Source organism: Caballeronia sp. LZ019, assembly GCF_031450825.1.
Taxonomy (GTDB): Bacteria; Pseudomonadota; Gammaproteobacteria; order Burkholderiales; family Burkholderiaceae; genus Caballeronia.
Genome location: NZ_JARTVZ010000005.1, coordinates 1,433,833 through 1,452,914, shown reverse-complemented (window position 1 = coordinate 1,452,914; position 19,082 = coordinate 1,433,833). Strand labels below are relative to the sequence as shown.

The following is a 19,082-nucleotide window of genomic DNA, read 5'->3' as shown; positions in this document are numbered from 1 at the left end:
AAACGTCCATGCCTTTTTAACGTAAGCGGCGAGCACGATGCGCTCGATGTTATCTAATACGTCAGCGGGTATCGACGCGAATCTTCCACGCTCCGCTGTTGGTAGTTGAAAGCTGTTCGCTGCGATTTTTCGAACAAGAGTTGACGCGACGAACTGCGGAATGTCGTACAGCGCATCGATGCGCTGCATTGCGATGCTCCAGACGCTGCTTGGCAAAGATGGCGCTATCGGCATGGCGTGGCTACATGTAAGAAGGACTACCAAAACTGACTCGTAGACGAGGTGCTCGCAATCGTACCGAAGCGAACTATGTGGTCCTCCTGGGTACCACGCTTCGTACGGGCGCCCCTTGCTTTCGCCGTGCTCGTATGTCCAGCGACTTGTAGCAGGAAAAGCGCGACGAACCACTTGGGCGTACGGCTCGCTTTCGCCGTCTTGAAGAGACATCACCACGGCGTCGGGCGGCAAATCGCGTAACAGGTCTATCAGCTCGCTGACTGTCATGAGCCTGCTTCCCGGATTTTCGTGGCACCTGCAACGTGACTGCGACCGTCAAGTGACTGGAGTAGCCTCCTTGCCGTCGTGACAACATCGTCTCCAATCAAGTAGCCGAGCACATCGAGCTCCCTTGTTTCATAGGCGGTTCTCAACGTCGCGTGTGCAACGGAACCCTCGCACGTAACGCGGACCCAAACATTCCTAAGTATTTGTGTGTCCGCGATGACATCCTTACCAATCTCATGAATGAAAATCGTGAACGCTTGCGCGACTGGATACGGACCTCGTGGCGTTGGCGACGCGAGCGCAGCTTCCGCGCGTTGCCAGAACGACGAGTGGGGGTGAACCGATGTGCCATCGCAAACTACTCGCACGATTTTTCCCGCCGGGTCATCGAGATAAACCGACACATCCGTCTGCACTGGGATTTGCTGGCACGAATCAAAGTCGTCGACCATCTGTCTGCTCCGCGGATACTCATCGCTTCATCGTTTCGAACGCCGACCAACGTCTCGTTCGTACAGCAATCTTTTGCTGCCTACCTTGATTGCTCTGGTTATCCGGCGTTTGCCCGTGTTCACAATTGGAAGCATTGGAATTTGCGTCGTTTTGCCCGCGTTGTATTCCGCTGCAAGCTTTCCATGGGTTACTTCGATGCCAAGCTTCCGGAGCGTTTCGGCCGCTATGGTTTCGAAGGCGGCAGCCGGTGCGCGCTTCCCAGTGAATCGGTTGACCTTTGTCTTCGCATACACGCCAAGACTGACTCGTACTAACAGTTGCCGACGTACAAGATTTGCCAGCACGCGAGTGAGCTGCGAACGACTTCCCAGTCGATTCAATTCAGACCGCAGAACTACGACGCCATCTCGTTGCGCTATTGACCGCATGACACGTGCTTCGAGTTTCATGTCGTCTGCAATCTGACAAACGCCGAGGCCTTCGCGCTCACCAATGAAACGCCTTTAGGTCGGGGTGAATGTGAGCGAACAAGTGCGAGCAAAAGACAGCGTCTACATCATCGCTTTCCGCCCTTGCGCAAGCGAGTCATCAAGTCATCTACCGCGGTGTTTTGTTCATTGCTCGCGAGGTGCAGCAAAACGGCGAGACCGACTTCAGGCTCCGACTGCCAAGGGTCTACGCGCACGCCCGAAATCTGTATGGTCGGCCGATTCGTCGCGACAGCTTCGCCACGGACACGTCCCTTCGTATCCACGGAGACAGTGAACCGTGCAGCGGCGTCCTGCAAACGGTCGCGCGCTCTCTCAACGAAACAGGTCACGTGCATTACACGAGTTCGCTTAGTTTTCGCCTCCGGCTCCGTCGGGACCAGTTCACCGCCGACAGGCATCAATTCAGCACTCTCATATCGATTCAGCGCGTGGTAAGCATCGGACCATATGTCCCGCGACTTCCCGTGCTGGATGCAAGGACCGAGGAGTTCTTGGCAACAACGCAAGCTGTAGCCGAACCGACCGGAGTACACGCCGATAACTATGTCCTCGCGTTCTCGAAACTCGGCGTGGTCGACTACATAGACTGCCATTCCTACTGCTCCTTACTTCGGGTGCCGGTTGCTCGCGCTTCACTTGCCTAACCAGTATCCGTTCCGGCGGCTCTACTCTTCTTGAACGTCGGCGGATTTCGGATTCCATAGCCACAACTGGTTTGCCATTCCACTACTCGGTCCGGGCTCGGCCCTCGGTGCCAAGAAACGGTGGCGCTTTAGAAGCCGCCGTTGACGATGCAGGAATCGGACAGGGCCGGTTCAAGGCAGTTTAGCCGCCCGCAATTGAGATGTAAACCCAGTATATTTTTAGGCGGTAGATTTTCACTCTGTAGATTAGTACGCTGTATTCAGCGATGCTTCGTCCGACATGGACAAGCTCGAAAAAGCACAGAAGTCTGCTCGGAAAAATCTCTCGGACAACCTAAAAGCGTTCCGAGCCGAACAGGACCTCTCTCAGGAAGCGCTCAGTGAGCGTGGTGGTTTTCATCGGACGTACGTAAGCCAGCTCGAACGACAGGCTACCAACCCGACGCTGGACACTTTGGTCGCAATCGCCATCGCGCTCGGCGTCGAGTTGAAGGACTTGCTCGCGGAGCGCAAAAGTCCGCCATCGACGCTTAAAGTGGGGAGACGCCCCTCTAAAAAGGCCACCTAAAACGCTTATAACGTCGGTCGTTTGATTCGACCATGCGGCCTAAGGGACCTGCTGGGTATCGCTTGCGAGCAGGAACAGATGTGAGACGAAAAACCATTCTTGCACGGCATTCTGCCGCCAACGAAGCAACTCGCGGTCATAGAATTCGGCGCGCGGTGGCAGGAGCCATGGGCGGCGTTTTGCTCGCACAATGACGGTGCGCTCGGACAAATGAAGCGAATCGCCGAGTTGCTGAGGGTCAAGGTACGAGTTGGTGAGCTTTGAGATGGGCAGGTTCATGCAAGCATTTAGCGCACGCTTTTGAGCGCCCCAAAGCACTTCGTATCAGCGCGACGAGGAGGAGTTCGGGTCAGCGCGCTCCTGGATTGGGCAGACGTGAGAAGCCGTACCTTTAAAAGGGCAGGTCTCTTTGCGCCTTCTGGGGGACGAATTCTCTTGCTGACAGCCAGTCGCTTCCGCGAAGAAGTTGGCGCAAGTTGTTTCGAAACGCTTGCTCGACCTCCTCGAGATTCATGGCGAATGCTTGTGCGGCTACTCGGCTTATCGTCGAGGCCTGCCAAGGGAAGAGCGGCTTCCCGTGCTTGGTTGCGAAAGGGCCATCTGTTTCAGGCACCACGCGTTCCAGCGGCATAGCGGAAAAAAGGTTCCGTCCTTTTTCCCCTTCGAGCATCGCCGGTCCGACGCTGAACCAACAGCCAAGGTCGATGGCTCGCTGCAATTCTTTCAGCGTGCCCGAAAACCAATGCAAAACAGGCGTGCCGCACTGAGGATACGAAGAGATAAGGTCCAAGACGCGCGTTGCAGCTCCGCGCGAGTGTAAGCTGATAATTCTGCCGCCACGCACCTCGCACTCCTGGAGGACGGCGTCCAGGAATTTTTCTTGGGCCGCCAACGAATTGACAAACCTACTTGTGCCGTCGAGTCCAACTTCGCCGATGAATTCGGCATCCGTCACATGTTTCAGCAGAAGTTCTTGCTCCGAGGCCTTCTTCTCAAAAATTTCGGGATGTAATCCAAGCGCAACCTTAATGGTTTCGAATCCAGCGAACACTCGCGACGTCCCGAGCCACGCTCGCGGGCTCGTCGTCACGACGAGCGTGAAGATATTTCGACGTGCGACCTCCGGAAGCAGTTTGAGCGCGTCTGGGTAAAGGTCGAGGTGGCAATGAAAATCAATCACAAGGCGTTGTGAACTTGTAGTAAGTGTCCGAGTTCTTCAAGGCCGCGCTCGGCGACAGCAACGTAGTCGGCACGTTGTCCAGGTTCTGCGAACGACATCGCTCCGCCCACCAGTCTATCGATTCCTTTCTGACGATACGTTACGTAAGCAGCTCCAACTGACCCGACGTCGTTCGCGCCACGGTCGCGACCAGCAACCGCCAAATCGGGGAACACGTACCGCGACGTCGTATCAGGAATAGCTGCGCTGAGAAACGATGCCCGGCGAACTAGACAGGGCACGCACCGGCCACAATGAGTGTAGTTATAGAACCCAAAACGTCCGCAACTCGTAGAGTGCTCGGCTAGCTCTTCCAGCAACCCGCGGTCAGCGCAGTCTCGAAGCAACTCGCCCTTAGTCGCAAACTGATAAGGGCGAATCAAGGTGGCCCGAAGGCCGGCGTGGTTGAAGATTGACTGAATTGCATCTAGAAACGTGGGGTGGGTCGTCTTTGTACTATAGCTCCCAAACCGGCCCGCGTTTAACGCAACGTTCAAACTGATGAAGCCGTTTTCCGGAATAACGAGGTCGGTCGTCATGCCTCCTTGCCACGCCGGCAAAGTTGTCGTCGCAAGCAGCGCGAACGCCAGGAAGACGATAGAGCGTCCGCGCGTAGACCGCTCTGTCGCATGCGGGACAGTGATTCGGTGATTCCATTGAAGATGTCGGTCGGCAGCGCCGAGTCTGCGAGCAAAAAGCTTCTGGGTCTGTTTATCGCCTTTTGCCACTTGAGAAACGAACAAAGGCCGTCGACCATTCGACGTAAGGTCTATGCCACCGACCAAGCTGTCAAGGCCTCCAGAGAGCAAGGCTACACAATCCGCATCGTTGCTCTTCGGCGCAGCTGTTGTCGGGGCGGGCACGCCCCCGTCGACAAAATTCAGGTTCCAGAAATCTCCGGTTAGAAAGCGAAAGGTTCGCTCGAGAAGCGACCTCTGCTCGAGCCAGATTTGCGGCTCGCAGAGCGCCACAGTGAGCTCAATCATCCGAGTCCAACCATCCGCGCTCCCCTGCCGCCTACAGGCGAAATCTGCTGCGGCGACCGCCAGGGAAATCGAGACGAAGTCCCAAACCTCCGTCGTAGGCGCAAAGCCATGTCGCGAAAGCGTTCCGACCCAACCAGGCGAAATTCTTCCCACGTTGGGCCGTCCGGTATTCGCGTAAAGGGAAAAATACTCAACGCCTTCCACGAGTTGCTCTGGGAGCGCCCAATCAGCGACACAGACGACCCTCATGGTAAGTCTCCCTCAAAAACGGCGAACGTATTCGCGAGCGCCTGCTGCATGATTCGCTCGAATCTATTGGGATTAGGGCTGGGATGTTGTTGCCGCATCTCACGCATTTGAGCGCTAATTTCCGCTTTCATGTATTCACGCATATCGTCGGTTCGACGCACGACATCCACAGGCGAAAGTCTCGCGCTTTCAAAAAGCTGTCCGATATCGATTTGGAGACGATTGCAGCACTCAACCGCCAGATACTGCTCGACCAGAGACCAGATGTTGTGTCGGTCATCGATAGAGGATTCACATCCGGCTGCTCGCTAACCAACTCGGAAAGCGCATAAGCCATCGAATCCCGAATTGAATCTTCGTCGACCGTACCGCCGATGCCTGCTACTTGTCGAACAATGGCGTCAATAACCTCGCGCGTCGACGGATTTGTCGCCGTGAGTGCTTGAATCCATTCATTTACCGCAGGGTCAGTGCCGTCTCGCGCGGCCTGAAGGAGGGATACCAATCCGCCGGCCGCGACCGTAGAAACACGCATCCGGCCTGCAGCGCGGCGTGCCCCACCCATGCCGGTTCTGGAGTAGTGGCCTACGGCTCGACGGAACGCACCTTTGTCGCCTGTCGCAGCATAGTCGGAAAGCTGCCGGCGAGCGGGAGCAAATCGCCTTGGCGGCGCCAATTGCCCATCGGGTTCGTGTGGTTCGAATTCGCCTTCTGCGCCATCCTCTGGATTCTCAGGCTGCTGCTCAGGCGGGGCGTTTTGGCCCATCTCCGATTGGAGCGGTTCAAGCCAGGGAGGGTCGAAGGGCACGCCTGGTCCCGGCCCGGAACTCGATGTTGACGTGCCCATGTCTACGCCTTCTTCAAAGCGATGGCGTTTCTAACGGGCTGAGGCGTCTGGACATCGGCCGCCCATCGCACGAGAAGCTCCTTAGCCCATGGCTCGTTCACAATGAGCGGAATAAGTGCCTGTGGTCGCTCTTTTGGCGGCGCCTCATCGAGCAGGCTACAAAAGGATGGGCCGAGCGCAGGAAACGCATCTGTAAGATGAAGACAGTTTCTGATAGTCCTCGAATCCCATTGTTGCGACCGCACGCGGCGTTTCATTCGATTCATAAGCAATTCAGCCTCGCCTTCCCCGAGCGCTCGTACTCTATCGACAAGAAGTTGCTGATGGGACTTAGCTTCGAACAAACCCTCCAACACCGCGTGAGCATCTCGCGATAACTCGTCAAGACCACCCAACGACACAACTCTGTCTCTGCTGAGATGCAGGAGCGGTCGCAGGTCCGTTTCAGCAAGCGGAGGACTTAACGAGACCCAGCCTGTGACAAATGGCGTGTTCCAGCTGTTATCTGGCGCAACGAACGCCTCGCCGTCTTTAAGGGACTGCTCGACTTTCCGCAGAAACTCAGGCCGACCGGTGTCAGAAGCGTTCACAGCATTTACAAGAAAATCAAATGCAGCGGGGGTCGCGCAACGCTCAAATAGCTGCAGCTTCACAAGATGCTCGAAAGAAACGTTCATTCCGTGCGCCTTGGCCACATTTTCGCGAATAACCAGATTATTCAGAAATCGTTTGATAAGGCGAGGATTTCCGGAAATCTGCTCGACTGTCGCCAGAATTGGTGCTAGCTGGTCCGCGATGTCGACCTCCTTTTCTAATGTCGGAATCGTTTTACCGAGGGCGTCATTGAGCGTCTTGCGATGAAGTCCTCCAAGCCAGCCCTCTCTCACAGCCTTTAAAACATTCTTCTTCGCTGCCTCAGCGTCATCCGCTTTCACCCTTTTTCGACGGACCGCCAAATCCATGAGAAGGAGCAACACATACGCCTTCACCTCATTAACCCCGAGGCGAGGAACCCGCAAAGGAATCTGAATCAGCTTATCAAAATAGCTAGTAACCAGTTCATCGTCGAAATGAGCTTGCGCAAAGTGAGCGCGAACCGAGCTGCGAATCATTTTCTCGTCAGCAGCGATGATGAATGCAGTTCGCGGCAGAAAGAGAAGAAGTCTAATTGCTTCCAGCGTTGAAATCGCGGTGTCAGGCATGCAGCGGTCAAGGTCATCGACTAGGACCACCAAAGTCACGTCTAATGACGCCAGCAAATCCTTGAAAGCCTCACGCAGTCCTTCAATCTCCTTTTGCGGCGAATCGCTTCCTTTCTCTTTGAGAAGCTCTTTCAGCTCCGGTGACAACTCGTCGAATGCCTTTTTTATTGCATCCAAATCGCTCTGCTTTACGACGCCTGATACTAACGAGGACACCCCACTAAAAATAGCGCCTATTGGACCTCCGACCGCACCCCCGACCACTGAAGCAGTAATTGCTGGTGCAGCAATCTTGAGTGCCCGAAACCACTGAACGCGTCTTCCAAATTCAATTGCTTTGTCGACAAATGTCTTCCGCGAATTCGCTTCTTGTGAAAGCACATCTGAAACCGACTGGAGAAGAGCAACTTTGGCGTCGTCGAAGCCCTGATACAGCCAAGCATTAAACTCAACGAACAGATAGCGCTTGCCGTCGCCTTGGCCGGTCCTCAGAGACGTGCCAACCATTTTAACAAGCGAAGATTTTCCGGTTCCCCAATTCCCAGATATGCCGACTGATATCGGCTCCCCATCGGAATCGCGAATAAGCTGTGCTGCGGTATTTGCAACGACTTCAAAATTCAGAAGGTCCGACGTTGCCTCGACGTCATGCCACATGTGGCCCCCGCTCAAATTATTGTGATTTTTCGCGGGACGATTTTACGTCGTTAGAGGAATCACGCCAAGGGGAAACCTGCGGTACGTCATGCGGTGGAAAAGTTGACTACGTCAACTCCGTGGGGACAACGCCGTGGACAAGGTCGGAAAACTCCTAAAAGCGCGGAGTTTCCCCAACCTTGCCCACCGGTTGCCCCCACTTTCCCACCGCAGCCACCGGGCCGCCCGACAAAATCATAAGCGACGATTTTAGAAATAAGACAGCTGCGGCCCGGTCATTCCAAGGATGTCAGGGCATCTGAGTTTGAACAACTTTGTGTGGAAATCGTGTCGGAATGCAAAATGCCCGAATTCGACCGCAAAGTGCTCGAAACGCTGCGCGAACCGCTGGAAGCGGGCCGAATCACCATTTCACGGGCGGCGCAGCAGGCCGACTTCCCGGCCGCCTGCCAGCTCGTCGCCGCGATGAATCCCTGCCCGTGCGGCTGGCGCGGCGACCCGGGCGGCCGTTGCCGATGCTCGCCGGAAATCGCCGCCCGGTATCTGCGCAAGCTGTCGGGGCCGCTGATGGATCGCATCGATATTCAGATCGAGTTGCCCGCACTATCGCCTGCGGAGTTGTCGGCACGGACCGCGAAGCGCGGCGAGTCGAGCGCAGTCGTCGCCGCGCGCATCGCCGTGGCGCGCGAAATTCAATTGCGGCGTCAGGGCAAGACCAATCGCGAGCTAGACGGACGCGAAGCCGATGACGTCTGCCGCCCCGACGCGACGGGCGAGTCGCTGCTGCGGTCGGCGGGCGAGCGGTTCGGGTGGTCGGCGCGAGCCTATTACCGCGTGCTGAAGGTCGTACGTACGATTGCCGACCTGGCCGGCGCCGACACGCCCGATGCCGCGCATGTCGCGGAGGCGGTGCAGTACCGGCGCGCCTTGTCGATCGCCTGACGGTGCGGCGAAAGATTGCTTGTCAAGACTTGACTTATGCACACGAAGGCGCTCCGCAGCACCTGATGACCGCGACAAGCCGCCTGCGCACGCCCATTTCACAGACCATTGATTTTATTGAACTAATTAACTTGCCGAGAAGTAGAGCAAAGTAAGCGCAACCGCATAAGGCGGTCTTTTGATGCGTGTCACACACTCTTTTCCACAAAGTTATCCACAGATATTGTGGATAGTGGAAAAAGCCCTGACAAATCCGCGTATTACGCGCGGTTGCTCCGACGCAACCTTCACTGCAATGCCCTTTGCATAGTGCCTAGTTAACTCGGCGTTGACTTAATTCGAGGCATCACTCTAAAAAAGTTTGAAGGACGTGAAGAACTGGTCGGCCTGCTCTGCCGGCGGAGTCTTGTCCGCGACGATCGCCAGTTGATACACGTGCGCGCCGCGCGCGACGAAGCGAGCCTGGATGGTCCGCGCCTCCCGCTTCTCGCCGCTCTGGCCGCTTACCCGCATCTCGCTACCCAGCACGCGGCCTCCGGCGGCGAGCTCGATCTGCGTCGCGCGGGCGTCGGGCCGCGCGTTGACGTTACGTGCGAGGCCCTGCTCCAGGTAATCGAGCGCGGCGCGCTGAAGCGCCGGATCGGCGCTCGGCAGGACGACCGTGCCGACGGCGAATACGGCGTCATTGGCTTCGGCGGTTTGCATGCGCATGATCATCGGCTGGCCCGCGATTTCGATCTTGCGTTCGGCCGCGCGCGGCTTGGCCGGCAGCGTCACTTCGTAGCCGTCGTCGTTATTCTGCAGGGTTCGCCAGTCGTAGGACGGCGTGCAAGCGACGAGCGCGGCGCATGCTAGCGAAGCGCACACTGCTGCAACCGGCGATGAGAGACGTGCGGCAAAACGGCGCATGTTCGCCGCGACGAGGGATGAAACAGACGTCATATCGATTGGATGCCCGGAAAAGCATCATTATCGCGCCGCAGCCCGAGGGCCGACCCGGGCGCTGTCACGCTCCAACGCGCGATTGGCGTAAAATGCTTGCCACGTTTCGTTGCGATTGCGCCCGTCGCGGCGCTCGAGTCCGCAATCCGAGGTTCCCATGTCCCAAACCACCGAAGCCACTTCCGCACGCGCGAAAAGTCCGCTGCGTTACATCGTGATGGCGCTGGTCGCCGGCGTGATCGCGTGCACCGGCTACTTCGCGTTCGGCGGGCAGCAGCGCGCGCCCGACGCCACCTTCACGCTGTTGTCGGGCCAGAAGATTTCGACATCGGGTGACCTGAAAGGCAAGGTCTATCTCGTCAATTTCTGGGCGACGAGTTGCGAGACCTGCATGAAGGAAATGCCCGACATGATCAACACGTACAACAAGTTCAAAGGGCGCGGCCTCGAATTCGTCGCGGTGGCGATGAGCTACGACGCCCCGATGTACGTCAGCAATTACGCGCAGACGCGCAATCTGCCGTTCAAGGTTGCAATGGACGACGGCAGCGCCGCCAGGCAGTTCGGCAATGTGCAGCTTACGCCGACGACTTTCGTCATCGATAAAAACGGCAAGATCCTGAAGCGCTATGTCGGTGAGCCGACGTTCGCGGAACTCGACGCGCTGCTCGACAAAGCGCTCGGCTCGGCAGCATGAACAACGCCCGCTTCGGCGGGCGTTGTCTTTTTATCGTTCGGCATCGCCTTTCACCGCGATTCCGTACCGTTTGATCTTCTCGTAGAGCGTCGCCTTGCCCACTTGCAGGCGATCCGCCGCCACGGCCACCGCGCCGCCGCACTGCTCCAGCGTTTCGCCGATGACCGCGCGCTCGAACTGCTCGGTGCGCTCCTTCAGCGATTGCGTCGTCATGTCGGCCGATGCGCCGATATCGTCGATGACGCCGAGCACCATCCGGTCCGCCGCGTTGCGCAGTTCCCGCACGTTGCCGGGCCAGTCGCGCTGCATCAGTTCGGCGCGCTGACGGTCGGTGATGAGCGGCGCGGGCCGCTCGTAGCGCACGGCGGCATCCAGCAGAAAGTGTTCGAAGAGCGGCACGATGTCCTCGCGGCGCTCGTTGAGCGGCGGCAGCGTGATCGTCACGACATTCAGCCGGTACAGCAGGTCGCGCCGGAACGTGCCTTGTGCGACGTGTTCGTTCATGTCGCCTTTCGCGGCGGCAACCAGTCGCAGATTCGCCCGCACGGGCTGATTCGAGCCGAGCCGCTCCAGCACGCCATCCTGAAGCACGCGCAGCAGTTTCACTTGCAGCGAGAGCGGCATGCTTTCGATTTCATCGAGAAACAGCGTGCCGCCCGACGCATGCTCGAGCTTGCCGATGCGCCGTTTCTGCGCGCCGGTGAACGCGCCCGCTTCGAAGCCGAACATCTCCGATTCGAACATCGGCTCCGGCAGTGCGCCGCAATTCACCGCGATGAACGGCTTGTCGCGACGCGGCGACAGATCGTGCAGGCTGCGCGCGATCAGCTCCTTGCCGGCGCCGGTATCGCCGTTGATGAGCACGGACGCATCCGTCGGCGCGACATTCGCGATCAGCCGGCGCACCTGCTCAATTGCGGGACTGCGCCCGATGATGCGCGGCGCCACGCTGCTTTGCTCCGCCAGTTCGCGACGCAACGCCTGATTCTCGAGCACGAGCTTGCGGCGCTCCAGCGCGCGCCGCACCGCTTCCACGAGCCGCTCCGACGCGAACGGCTTTTCGATGAAGTCGTACGCGCCGTCGCGCATCGCCTGAACGGCCATGGAAATATCGCCGTGACCGGTGACGAGCAACACCGGCACCTCGGGCGCGCGCTCGCGGCACTGCGCGAGCAGATCGAGGCCGCTTGCGCCGGGCAGCCGGATATCGCTGACGATGACGCCGGGAAAATTCGCGTCGATAGCGCGCGCCGCCGATTCGACGCTCCCGTGGCCCGTCACCTCGAAGCCCGCGAGTTGCAGGCTCTGTACGCTCGCGCGCCGCACGAGTTCGTCGTCTTCGATGAAGATCACCTGCAAGCCGGTGGTCATTGTCTTGCCTCGATTCAGTTTGCTATGCACGACGCAGCGTCAATACGAATTCTGCGCCGTGCGAACGATCCGCGTCGGCCTGCGTGCCGCCTTCCGGTCCATCCGCGACGATCGGCGCGATCACGTTCCGGGCGACGAGCGTGCCGCCGTAATCCCGCGCGATCGCCGATGAAATCGCGAGTCCGAGACCCAGTCCGTGGCCCGTTTCCTTCGTCGTGAAGAACGGTTCGAACAAATGCGGCAGCGCATCGGCGGGAATGCCGGGGCCGTTGTCACGCACGACGATCGCGACGGCGTCCGGCCGCGCGTCGATGTCGACGACGATGCGCGGCGCATCGCAGGAAGCGACGGCGTCGAGCGCATTGCCGATCAGGTTGATGAACACCTGCTCCAGCCGCAAATCCTCGCAGCGCACGTGGATAGGCGCGGCGTTGCCTTCGAGTTCCGGGGCGAGGTCGATCGCGACGTTCTTCAGGCGCGGTCCGAGCATCGCGAACACGTTTCTCAGCGCGCGGGCCACGTCGGTGCGCGCGTTCTTCGGCCGCGCCTTCGCCACGAAGAGCTTCAACTGGTTCGTGATCTTGCCCATGCGCTCGGTCAGCGCGGCAATCGCTTCCAGGTTCTCCCGCGCCGCCGCCTGATCGCCGCGGTCGATCAGCACGCGCGTGTTGTCGGAGAAACTGCGCAGCGCCGCGAGCGGCTGATTGAGTTCATGCGTGATTCCGGCGGCCATCTGGCCGAGCGCGGCGAGCTTGCTGGCCTGAATGAGCTCGTCGTGGGCGGCGCGCAAATCCTGCTCCGCGCGCGTGCGCTCGTTCACTTCCTTCGTCAGTTGCGCGTTCGCCTGCGACAAATCCGCCGTGCGCTCCGCGACGCGCTGATTCAGCTCCGCATACGCCGTCTGCAGCATCTCGCGGCTGCGGATCATCTCGCCCACGCGCGCGCGGCGCATCCGCCAGTAGAACGCGAGCAAGCAGAGCGACAAAAAGACGAGCGCGGTCACGACGACCGCCGTCTGCGCCGCGCTCTCGACGGGATCGAGGGGCGCCATCGTGATTAATTGCCAGTCGGGTTCGCCGATCGAGCGGCGCGTCGCCAGAAAACTGAGCGCGTTCAGCCCGCCGCCGACGCGCACGATCTGCGCGCCGCCTTCGAGCGTCTCGACGATGGACATCGGCAGCGGCGTGATCGGTTGCTGCGCGTACTGGCGCGTCGAATAAACCGACGCCTCCACGCTCTGCGGCAGCGGCCGCACCGTGTGATATTTCCACGACGGCACGGACGACAGAAAGATCACGCCGTGATCGTCGGTGACGAGCAGCGGTTCGGACGCGTCCGCGCCTTGCAGCCATTCGAGGTTGAGCTTGACGACGGCCACGCCGATGAGTTCATGCGAGCCTTCCCGATAAACCGGCTGCGAAATGTAGTAGCCCGGTTCGAGCGAAATGGTGCCGAGTCCGAAGAATCGTCCGACGCCGCCCTTCAGGGCATCGACGAAATACGGCCGGAAGTGATATTCGACGCCGACGAAGCTGTCCGGCCCCTGCCAGTTGCTCGCCGCGACGCAAAAGCCGTTGGCGCGGATGAGATAGGTCGCGGTCGCGTGCGAGCGGCGATTGAGGTCTTCGAGATAGCGATTCGCGCGATCGACGTTGCGCGCATCGGGCGCGGCCAGCACGTCCTGCACGAACGGGTGGCGCGAAAGAAGATAGGGAAGATATTCGTAGCGGTCGAGCGTGCTCTTGAGCGTGCTCGTCGTGCGATCGACGCGCGCGGCCGCATTGCGCCGCAACTCGTCGATGCCGCGCTGCCACGCAACATGCCACGTCAGCGCACAGCACGCCGTGAGCAGCGCGATCAGCGCGAAGATCACGAAGATGCGGCGCGTCACTTGAGCAGATTCCCGCGAGTGAGAATCCGTCATTGTGGCATACGCGTTTTCCGGGTACGCCGACCCTGAGGCGCGCGGCGAAGCATCCGCCGATCGGTGCTTCGCCGCGCGTTGCATGGCTTGAATGGTGCGGACGGCTTAGACGGTTTCCGCTTCGGTGTCGTCGGCGCCGTGACTCAGCGCGGCACGCAGCTTGTTGCGATCGAGCTCGCGCTCCCACGCCGACACCACCACCGTCGCCACGCCGTTGCCGACGATATTCGTCAGCGCGCGGCATTCGCTCATGAAGCGGTCGATGCCGAGAATCAGCACCATGCCCGACAGCGGAATGGTCGGCACCACGGCCAGCGTCGCCGCCAGCGTGATGAAGCCCGCGCCCGTCACGCCGCTTGCGCCCTTGGAAGTCAGCATCGTCACCGCGAGCAGCGTCAACTGCTGGCCCCAGGTGAGGTCCGTATTCGTCGCCTGCGCGATGAACAGCACGGCCATCGTCATGTAGATGTTCGTGCCGTCGAGATTGAACGAATAGCCGGTCGGCACGACGAGACCCACGACCGAACGCGAGCAGCCGAGTTTTTCGAGCTTGAGCATCAGTTGCGGCAGCGCGGCTTCGGAAGAACTCGTGCCGAGCACGATCAGCATCTCTTCCTTGATGTACGCGATGAACTTCAGCACCGAGAAGCCGACCATCCGCGCGATGGCGCCGAGCACCACGACGACGAACACGATCGACGTCAGATAGAACGTGCCGATGAGCTTGAGCATCGGCACGAGCGAGCCGATGCCGTACTTGCCGATGGTGAACGCCATCGCGCCGAACGCGCCGATCGGGGCGAGCTTCGTGATGATGCCGACCATGCCGAACAGCACGCCCGACAGGCCTTCGATGAACGTCGTCACGACCTTGCCGCGCTCGCCGAGATGCGCGAGCACCGCGCCGAACAGCAGCGCGATCAGCAGGATCTGCAGGATTTCGCCTTGCGAGAACGCCGACACGAGCGTGTCCGGGATGATGTGCATGAAGAAGTCGACCGTGCTCTGGCCGTGCGCCTTGGCGGCGTAGGTATCGATCGCCTTGTGGTCGAGCGTGGCGGGATCGACGTTGAAGCCGACGCCCGGCTTCAGCACGTGCGTCGCGATGAGGCCGAGCACCAGTGCGAACGTCGACACGACTTCGAAGTACAGCAGGGCCTTGCCGCCTACGCGCCCGACCTTCTTCATGTCTTCCATCCCGGCGATGCCGGTGACGACGGTACAGAAGATGATCGGTCCGATGACCATCTTGATGAGCTTGATGAAGCCGTCGCCGAGCGGCTTCATGTCGGTGGCGAGGGTGGGATAGAAATGCCCGAGTGCGATGCCGATGGCGATGGCGGCGAGCACCTGCACGTACAGGACTTTATAGAAAGGTTTCTTCACGATGGTTCCAGACAAGATCAGGCAGTTGGCAAAAGAGCGCCAGCGGCGAGCCGCGAAGAGCGGGCAAAGCGTCGTTGCGCGGGGAGCCGCGCACGTCGGATCGCGTCGCGTAAGCGAGAGCCGCTACGTCAACGGATTCAGGGACGGCTGGATGCGAAAGGGGTCATCGGCGTGTCTCCTTGACTTTTATGGGCGGCTTCGCGGGCCGTACCGTCTCTATTGCAAGGGCGATGCCAGTGTTCGTTTTCGGCTAAACGCTTGTCGCGGCTGGGATTTTTCGAAGTGCGGATGCGCGTGACGTCCGGGTTTCCGGAAATCGGGAATGCGGTTGTCCGATGCTCTGGACGGCCTGAACTGCCAACCTTCTTTGATAGTCGTTTATCGTCGACGACTCGAAAGCCGAAAAAAAACCCACGTTACCGTGGGTTTCCGTTCCTGCCCGAAGTGCACGTGCCTCAAACGACGCCAGCGCCGTGCGCCTGCACGTCTGCGTGATAGCTCGAGCGCACCATCGCGCCGACCGCCGCGTGCGTGAAGCCCATCTTGTAGGCTTCTTCCTCGTACATCTTGAACGTGTCCGGATGCACGTAAGCACGCACCGGCAAATGATGCTCGGACGGCTGCAAATACTGGCCGATCGTCAGCATGTCAACATCGTGAGCGCGCAGATCGCGCATCACCTGAAGAATCTCTTCTTCCGTTTCGCCGAGACCGACCATCAGGCCCGATTTCGTCGCGACTTCCGGATGCAGCGCCTTGAAGTCCTTCAGCAGCTTCAGCGAATGGTGATAGTCCGAACCCGGACGCGCTTCCTTGTAAAGACGCGGCACCGTTTCGAGGTTGTGATTCATCACGTCGGGTGGCGCGGCCGTCAGGATATTGATCGCGCGATCCAGGCGCCCCCGGAAGTCCGGCGTCAGAATCTCGATGCGCGTCTCTGGCGAATGCTCCCGTACCTGCCGGATGCATTCGACGAAATGCGCCGCGCCGCCGTCGCGCAGGTCGTCGCGATCGACGCTCGTGATGACCACGTACTTCAACTTGAGCGCGCCGATGGTCCGCGCGAGGTTGATCGGCTCTTCGGGATCGAGCGGATCGGGGCGGCCGTGGCCGACATCGCAAAACGGGCAGCGGCGCGTGCACTTGTCGCCCATGATCATGAACGTTGCCGTGCCTTTGCCGAAGCACTCGCCGATATTCGGGCAGCTCGCTTCTTCACACACCGTATGCAGGTTGTGCTCGCGCAGAATCTGCTTGATTTCGTAGAACCGCGAATTGCCCGTCGCCGTGCGCACGCGAATCCAGTCCGGCTTCTTGAGCTTCTCGATCGGCACGACCTTGATCGGAATACGCGATGTCTTCGCCTGCGCTTTTTGCTTCGCGGTAGCGTCGTAGGCAGCGGGAGTGGGAACAGGCGCCGATGAGGCGGCGTCGCCGGCCAGGTTTGCGGTTGCGTCAGTCATTCGGTTGTCCGGTAGATGCAGCGAAACGGCTCGCGCCGTCTTGCGGTTGAGCGGCGGCGCCCTGCGAGCCGTCTATCTGGAGCGCCAGCCTTTCGGCGAGCGTGAGTGCTACGTCGCGCCAGCCGGCGGTGACGCCGAGCGTCGCCATGTCGACGGTTTCGAGTCCCGCGTAGCCGCACGGGTTGATCGCGAGGAACGGCCGCAGATCCATCTCCACGTTCAGGCTGACGCCGTGATAGCTGCACCCGTTGCGGATTTTGAGCCCGAGCGCGGCGATCTTCGCGCCCAGATGCGCCTCATGCAGACGAACGTTCGCGCCTTGCTGCGCCTGTTCCGCCGACGGCCGCGCGACGTAAATGCCGGGCGCGCCAGCCTTGCGGTCGGTCGCGAGATTATACGTCGCGAGCGTTTCGATGACGGCCTCTTCGATGCGCCGCACGAGTTCGCGCACCATCAGCTTGCGGCGGCGCAAGTCGAGCAGCAGGTACGCGACGATCTGCCCCGGGCCGTGATACGTGATCTGCCCGCCGCGATCCACCTTGACGAGCGGAATGCCGCTGTCGGCGAGCAACAGGTGCGCGGGATCGCCCGCGAGGCCGAGCGTGAAAACCTGCGGATGTTCGACGAGCCAGATTTCGTCGGGCGTATCGGGCGTGCGGGTGTCGGTGAACGCGCGCATCGCATCGAAACTTTCGCTGTACGGCTCGACGCCGCGCCAGCGTAAATGGACGCCGTGCAGCACGCCGACGGCGGCGTCGAAGGAAGTCTCGGGAAGGAAGTCAAGCGGCGTGGCGGACATGGTTCCGGTAGTTTACCGAAATCGCACCATGCCCGCCGGGAGTAGAAAGCGCGCAAGCCCTCAGACCGTGCGCCAGCCGGCGCGCAGGCGCTGCGCGAGCCGTTCGATGCCTGTCGATAGCCAGCGCATCGCGCGTTCGTCGCGGCGCGGGAGCATCGTGAAGACGACGCAGGCCGGCTTGTCGCCTTCCGCCGATAGCCACAGGCGTTCGCGGCTGCGCAGCTTCAGGCGATCGCCGGGCGCGAGCCAGTAGTCTTCGATGTCGTCGCTGCGCGTCGCCCAGACCGGGCCGCCATGCACGGTGAGCCGCGTGCTGCGCGCGATGCGCATTGGCACGGTTTCGCCCGGCTTGATTTCGAAGGTGACGCTTGTCGATATTTCTCGCATGATCCACTCCGCCAAGGAACGTTTCGATGACTACAATCCTAGGCGTGGCAAGGCATCCGGCAAAACGATCAATTTTCACTGCTATGTGAGCCGAATTGACAAACGCATCGACATCGATCCACATGGACCTGCGCCAGCTCCCCGCACTGAATGCACTGCGCGCGTTCGAAGCCGCCGCGCGTCACGAGAGCTTTTCTCGCGCCGCCGATGAACTGTTCGTCACACACGGCGCGGTCAGCCACCAGATTCGCGCGCTTGAAGCCGAGCTTGCCGTCACGCTCTTCGCCCGCGACGGCAAGCGCGTGCGGCTCACCGACCGTGGCCGTCAGTACGCCGCCGACGTGCGCGCGGCGCTCGTTGCGCTCGCCGAATCGACGCGGCGCATCCGCGCAGGCGACCGCGACCGCCGGCTGGTGGTATCGACGATTCCCTCCTTCTCCGCGCGATGGCTGACCTCGCGCGTGGGCGGGTTCATCGAAAAGCATCCCGAATTCGATCTCGAATTGCTGTCCACCAGTTCGCTCACGGACTTCAGCCGCGACGACGTCAACCTCGCCATCCGCTTCGGCTATGGCAAATATGCCGGCGTACACGCCGAACCTCTGCTCGACGAAGTGTTCTTCCCGGCCTGCTCGCCGCGCTTCAACGGCGGCGCGCTGCCGCGCACGCCCGCCGACCTGCCGAATTTGCAACTCCTTCGTTCGAGCGACGAACTCTGGCGGCCGTGGTTCGACGCAGCCGGTCTCCCCGACGTGCCCGAGCCGAAGCGCGGCGTCTTATATGAGGATTCGTCGAATCTGCTGCAGGCGGCCATCGACGGCCAGGGGATCGCGCTCGTGCGGCGCTCGCTCGCGATGCAGGAAGTGATCGCGGGAAGGCTGGTGCGGCTTTTCAACGTGGATGGTCCGAGCCCGTGGACCTATTTCTTCGTATGTCCGCCTGAATTGCTTGGAACGGCTCGCGTTCAGGCGTTTCGTGAATGGATTTTCGCGGAAGCGGAACAGTTCCGCCTGCTCTACGAGCGCACGCCCGCAGTGTGCGATGCGCCCGCAGGCGATCTCAGAGCACTACCTTGACCATCGGATGACCGGTGAGCGCACGATAAATGTCGTCCAGATGCGCGCGATTCTGCGCGCGCACGGTGCACGTGAGCCCGGTGTAGTTGCCCCCCGACGACGGCCGCGTTTCGATGCGCGTGACGTCGAACTCGCCGTCGAACTCGCGGATCACCGTGACGATGGTGTCCTGAAACTCGGGGTGCGACTTGCCCATCACCTTGATCGGGAAATCGCAGGGGAAATCGAAGAGGTCGTCGGTGGTGGTCGGTTGTTTGGTGGAATCGGACATGGCT

18 protein-coding genes and 1 pseudogene are annotated in these 19,082 nt (G+C 60.2%); 4 read left to right on the top strand and 15 right to left on the bottom strand.

What is annotated here, in order from left to right:
- Positions 1-983: 983 nt before the first annotated feature.
- Together P9255_RS20275 and P9255_RS20270 are read right to left on the bottom strand one after the other, a co-directional pair.
- A complete protein-coding gene (locus P9255_RS20275) occupies positions 984-1,385 on the bottom strand; it encodes a DUF6088 family protein (RefSeq protein WP_309790782.1) in 402 nt (133 codons plus the stop codon).
- Positions 1,386-1,513: 128 nt separating this feature from the next.
- Positions 1,514-2,041 carry a hypothetical protein gene (locus tag P9255_RS20270; protein ID WP_309790332.1) on the bottom strand — a complete coding sequence of 176 codons (528 nt, stop codon included), beginning with the start codon at positions 2,039-2,041 and terminating at the stop codon, positions 1,514-1,516.
- 331 nt (positions 2,042-2,372) lie between these two features.
- Here P9255_RS20270 and P9255_RS20265 point away from each other — a divergent pair, with 331 nt between their 5' ends.
- Positions 2,373-2,660, top strand: coding sequence for a helix-turn-helix transcriptional regulator (locus P9255_RS20265; protein ID WP_309790331.1), 288 nt, complete (start codon positions 2,373-2,375; stop codon positions 2,658-2,660).
- 39 nt (positions 2,661-2,699) lie between these two features.
- Here the strand turns inward: P9255_RS20265 and P9255_RS20260 are convergent, their stop codons facing one another.
- The 5 genes from P9255_RS20260 to P9255_RS20240 all read right to left on the bottom strand — a co-directional run bounded on the left by P9255_RS20260 (position 2,700) and on the right by P9255_RS20240 (position 7,820).
- Positions 2,700-2,939 carry a hypothetical protein gene (locus tag P9255_RS20260; protein WP_309790330.1) on the bottom strand — a complete coding sequence of 80 codons (240 nt, stop codon included), beginning with the start codon at positions 2,937-2,939 and terminating at the stop codon, positions 2,700-2,702.
- A gap of 112 nt (positions 2,940-3,051) precedes the next feature.
- On the bottom strand, positions 3,052-3,840 hold the full coding sequence (gene qatD, locus P9255_RS20255) for a Qat anti-phage system TatD family nuclease QatD (protein ID WP_309790329.1): 789 nt from the start codon (positions 3,838-3,840) through the stop codon (positions 3,052-3,054).
- The gene (gene qatC, locus P9255_RS20250; RefSeq protein ID WP_309790781.1) at positions 3,837-5,018 is read right to left on the bottom strand and encodes a Qat anti-phage system QueC-like protein QatC; all 1,182 of its coding nucleotides are present in this window, start codon (positions 5,016-5,018) and stop codon (positions 3,837-3,839) included. Before qatC ends, qatD begins: the two co-directional genes overlap by 4 nt.
- A gap of 223 nt (positions 5,019-5,241) precedes the next feature.
- Positions 5,242-5,961: a hypothetical protein gene (locus P9255_RS20245; protein ID WP_309790327.1), complete on the bottom strand. Its 720-nt coding sequence runs from the start codon at positions 5,959-5,961 to the stop codon at positions 5,242-5,244.
- A gap of 2 nt (positions 5,962-5,963) precedes the next feature.
- On the bottom strand, positions 5,964-7,820 hold the full coding sequence (locus P9255_RS20240; protein ID WP_309790326.1) for a P-loop NTPase fold protein: 1,857 nt from the start codon (positions 7,818-7,820) through the stop codon (positions 5,964-5,966).
- 339 nt (positions 7,821-8,159) lie between these two features.
- Between P9255_RS20240 and P9255_RS20235 the strand changes: the two are divergent.
- Positions 8,160-8,762 (top strand): annotated as a pseudogene (locus P9255_RS20235) (ATP-binding protein); the annotation flags it as partial.
- A 351-nt stretch (positions 8,763-9,113) separates the two neighbouring features.
- Here P9255_RS20235 and P9255_RS20230 read toward each other — a convergent pair.
- Positions 9,114-9,704: a hypothetical protein gene (locus P9255_RS20230; protein ID WP_404980379.1), complete on the bottom strand. Its 591-nt coding sequence runs from the start codon at positions 9,702-9,704 to the stop codon at positions 9,114-9,116.
- Positions 9,705-9,861: 157 nt separating this feature from the next.
- Here P9255_RS20230 and P9255_RS20225 point away from each other — a divergent pair, with 157 nt between their 5' ends.
- Positions 9,862-10,401, top strand: coding sequence for a TlpA disulfide reductase family protein (locus P9255_RS20225; protein WP_309763492.1), 540 nt, complete (start codon positions 9,862-9,864; stop codon positions 10,399-10,401).
- 30 nt (positions 10,402-10,431) lie between these two features.
- Here the strand turns inward: P9255_RS20225 and P9255_RS20220 are convergent, their stop codons facing one another.
- The 6 genes from P9255_RS20220 to P9255_RS20195 form a co-directional block, all read right to left on the bottom strand.
- Entirely contained in the window at positions 10,432-11,772 is a 1,341-nt protein-coding gene (locus P9255_RS20220; RefSeq protein ID WP_309763493.1) for a sigma-54 dependent transcriptional regulator, read from the bottom strand.
- A gap of 22 nt (positions 11,773-11,794) precedes the next feature.
- The gene (locus P9255_RS20215; RefSeq protein ID WP_404980378.1) at positions 11,795-13,780 is read right to left on the bottom strand and encodes an ATP-binding protein; all 1,986 of its coding nucleotides are present in this window, start codon (positions 13,778-13,780) and stop codon (positions 11,795-11,797) included.
- A gap of 21 nt (positions 13,781-13,801) precedes the next feature.
- On the bottom strand, positions 13,802-15,082 hold the full coding sequence (locus P9255_RS20210; protein WP_309763495.1) for a dicarboxylate/amino acid:cation symporter: 1,281 nt from the start codon (positions 15,080-15,082) through the stop codon (positions 13,802-13,804).
- A gap of 455 nt (positions 15,083-15,537) precedes the next feature.
- The gene (lipA, locus tag P9255_RS20205) at positions 15,538-16,545 is read right to left on the bottom strand and encodes a lipoyl synthase (protein ID WP_309763496.1); all 1,008 of its coding nucleotides are present in this window, start codon (positions 16,543-16,545) and stop codon (positions 15,538-15,540) included.
- Positions 16,538-17,344: a lipoyl(octanoyl) transferase LipB gene (lipB, locus tag P9255_RS20200; protein ID WP_309763497.1), complete on the bottom strand. Its 807-nt coding sequence runs from the start codon at positions 17,342-17,344 to the stop codon at positions 16,538-16,540. Before lipB ends, lipA begins: the two co-directional genes overlap by 8 nt.
- A gap of 60 nt (positions 17,345-17,404) precedes the next feature.
- Positions 17,405-17,731, bottom strand: a complete 327-nt coding sequence (locus P9255_RS20195; protein WP_309763498.1) for a DUF2917 domain-containing protein — start codon at positions 17,729-17,731, stop codon at positions 17,405-17,407.
- A gap of 122 nt (positions 17,732-17,853) precedes the next feature.
- Here P9255_RS20195 and P9255_RS20190 point away from each other — a divergent pair, with 122 nt between their 5' ends.
- A complete protein-coding gene (locus P9255_RS20190; RefSeq protein ID WP_309790325.1) occupies positions 17,854-18,807 on the top strand; it encodes a transcriptional regulator GcvA in 954 nt (317 codons plus the stop codon).
- Here the strand turns inward: P9255_RS20190 and P9255_RS20185 are convergent.
- On the bottom strand, positions 18,791-19,078 hold the full coding sequence (locus P9255_RS20185; protein WP_309763500.1) for a DUF493 family protein: 288 nt from the start codon (positions 19,076-19,078) through the stop codon (positions 18,791-18,793). The two genes, P9255_RS20190 and P9255_RS20185, sit on opposite strands and share 17 nt — an antisense overlap.
- Positions 19,079-19,082: the final 4 nt, after the last annotated feature.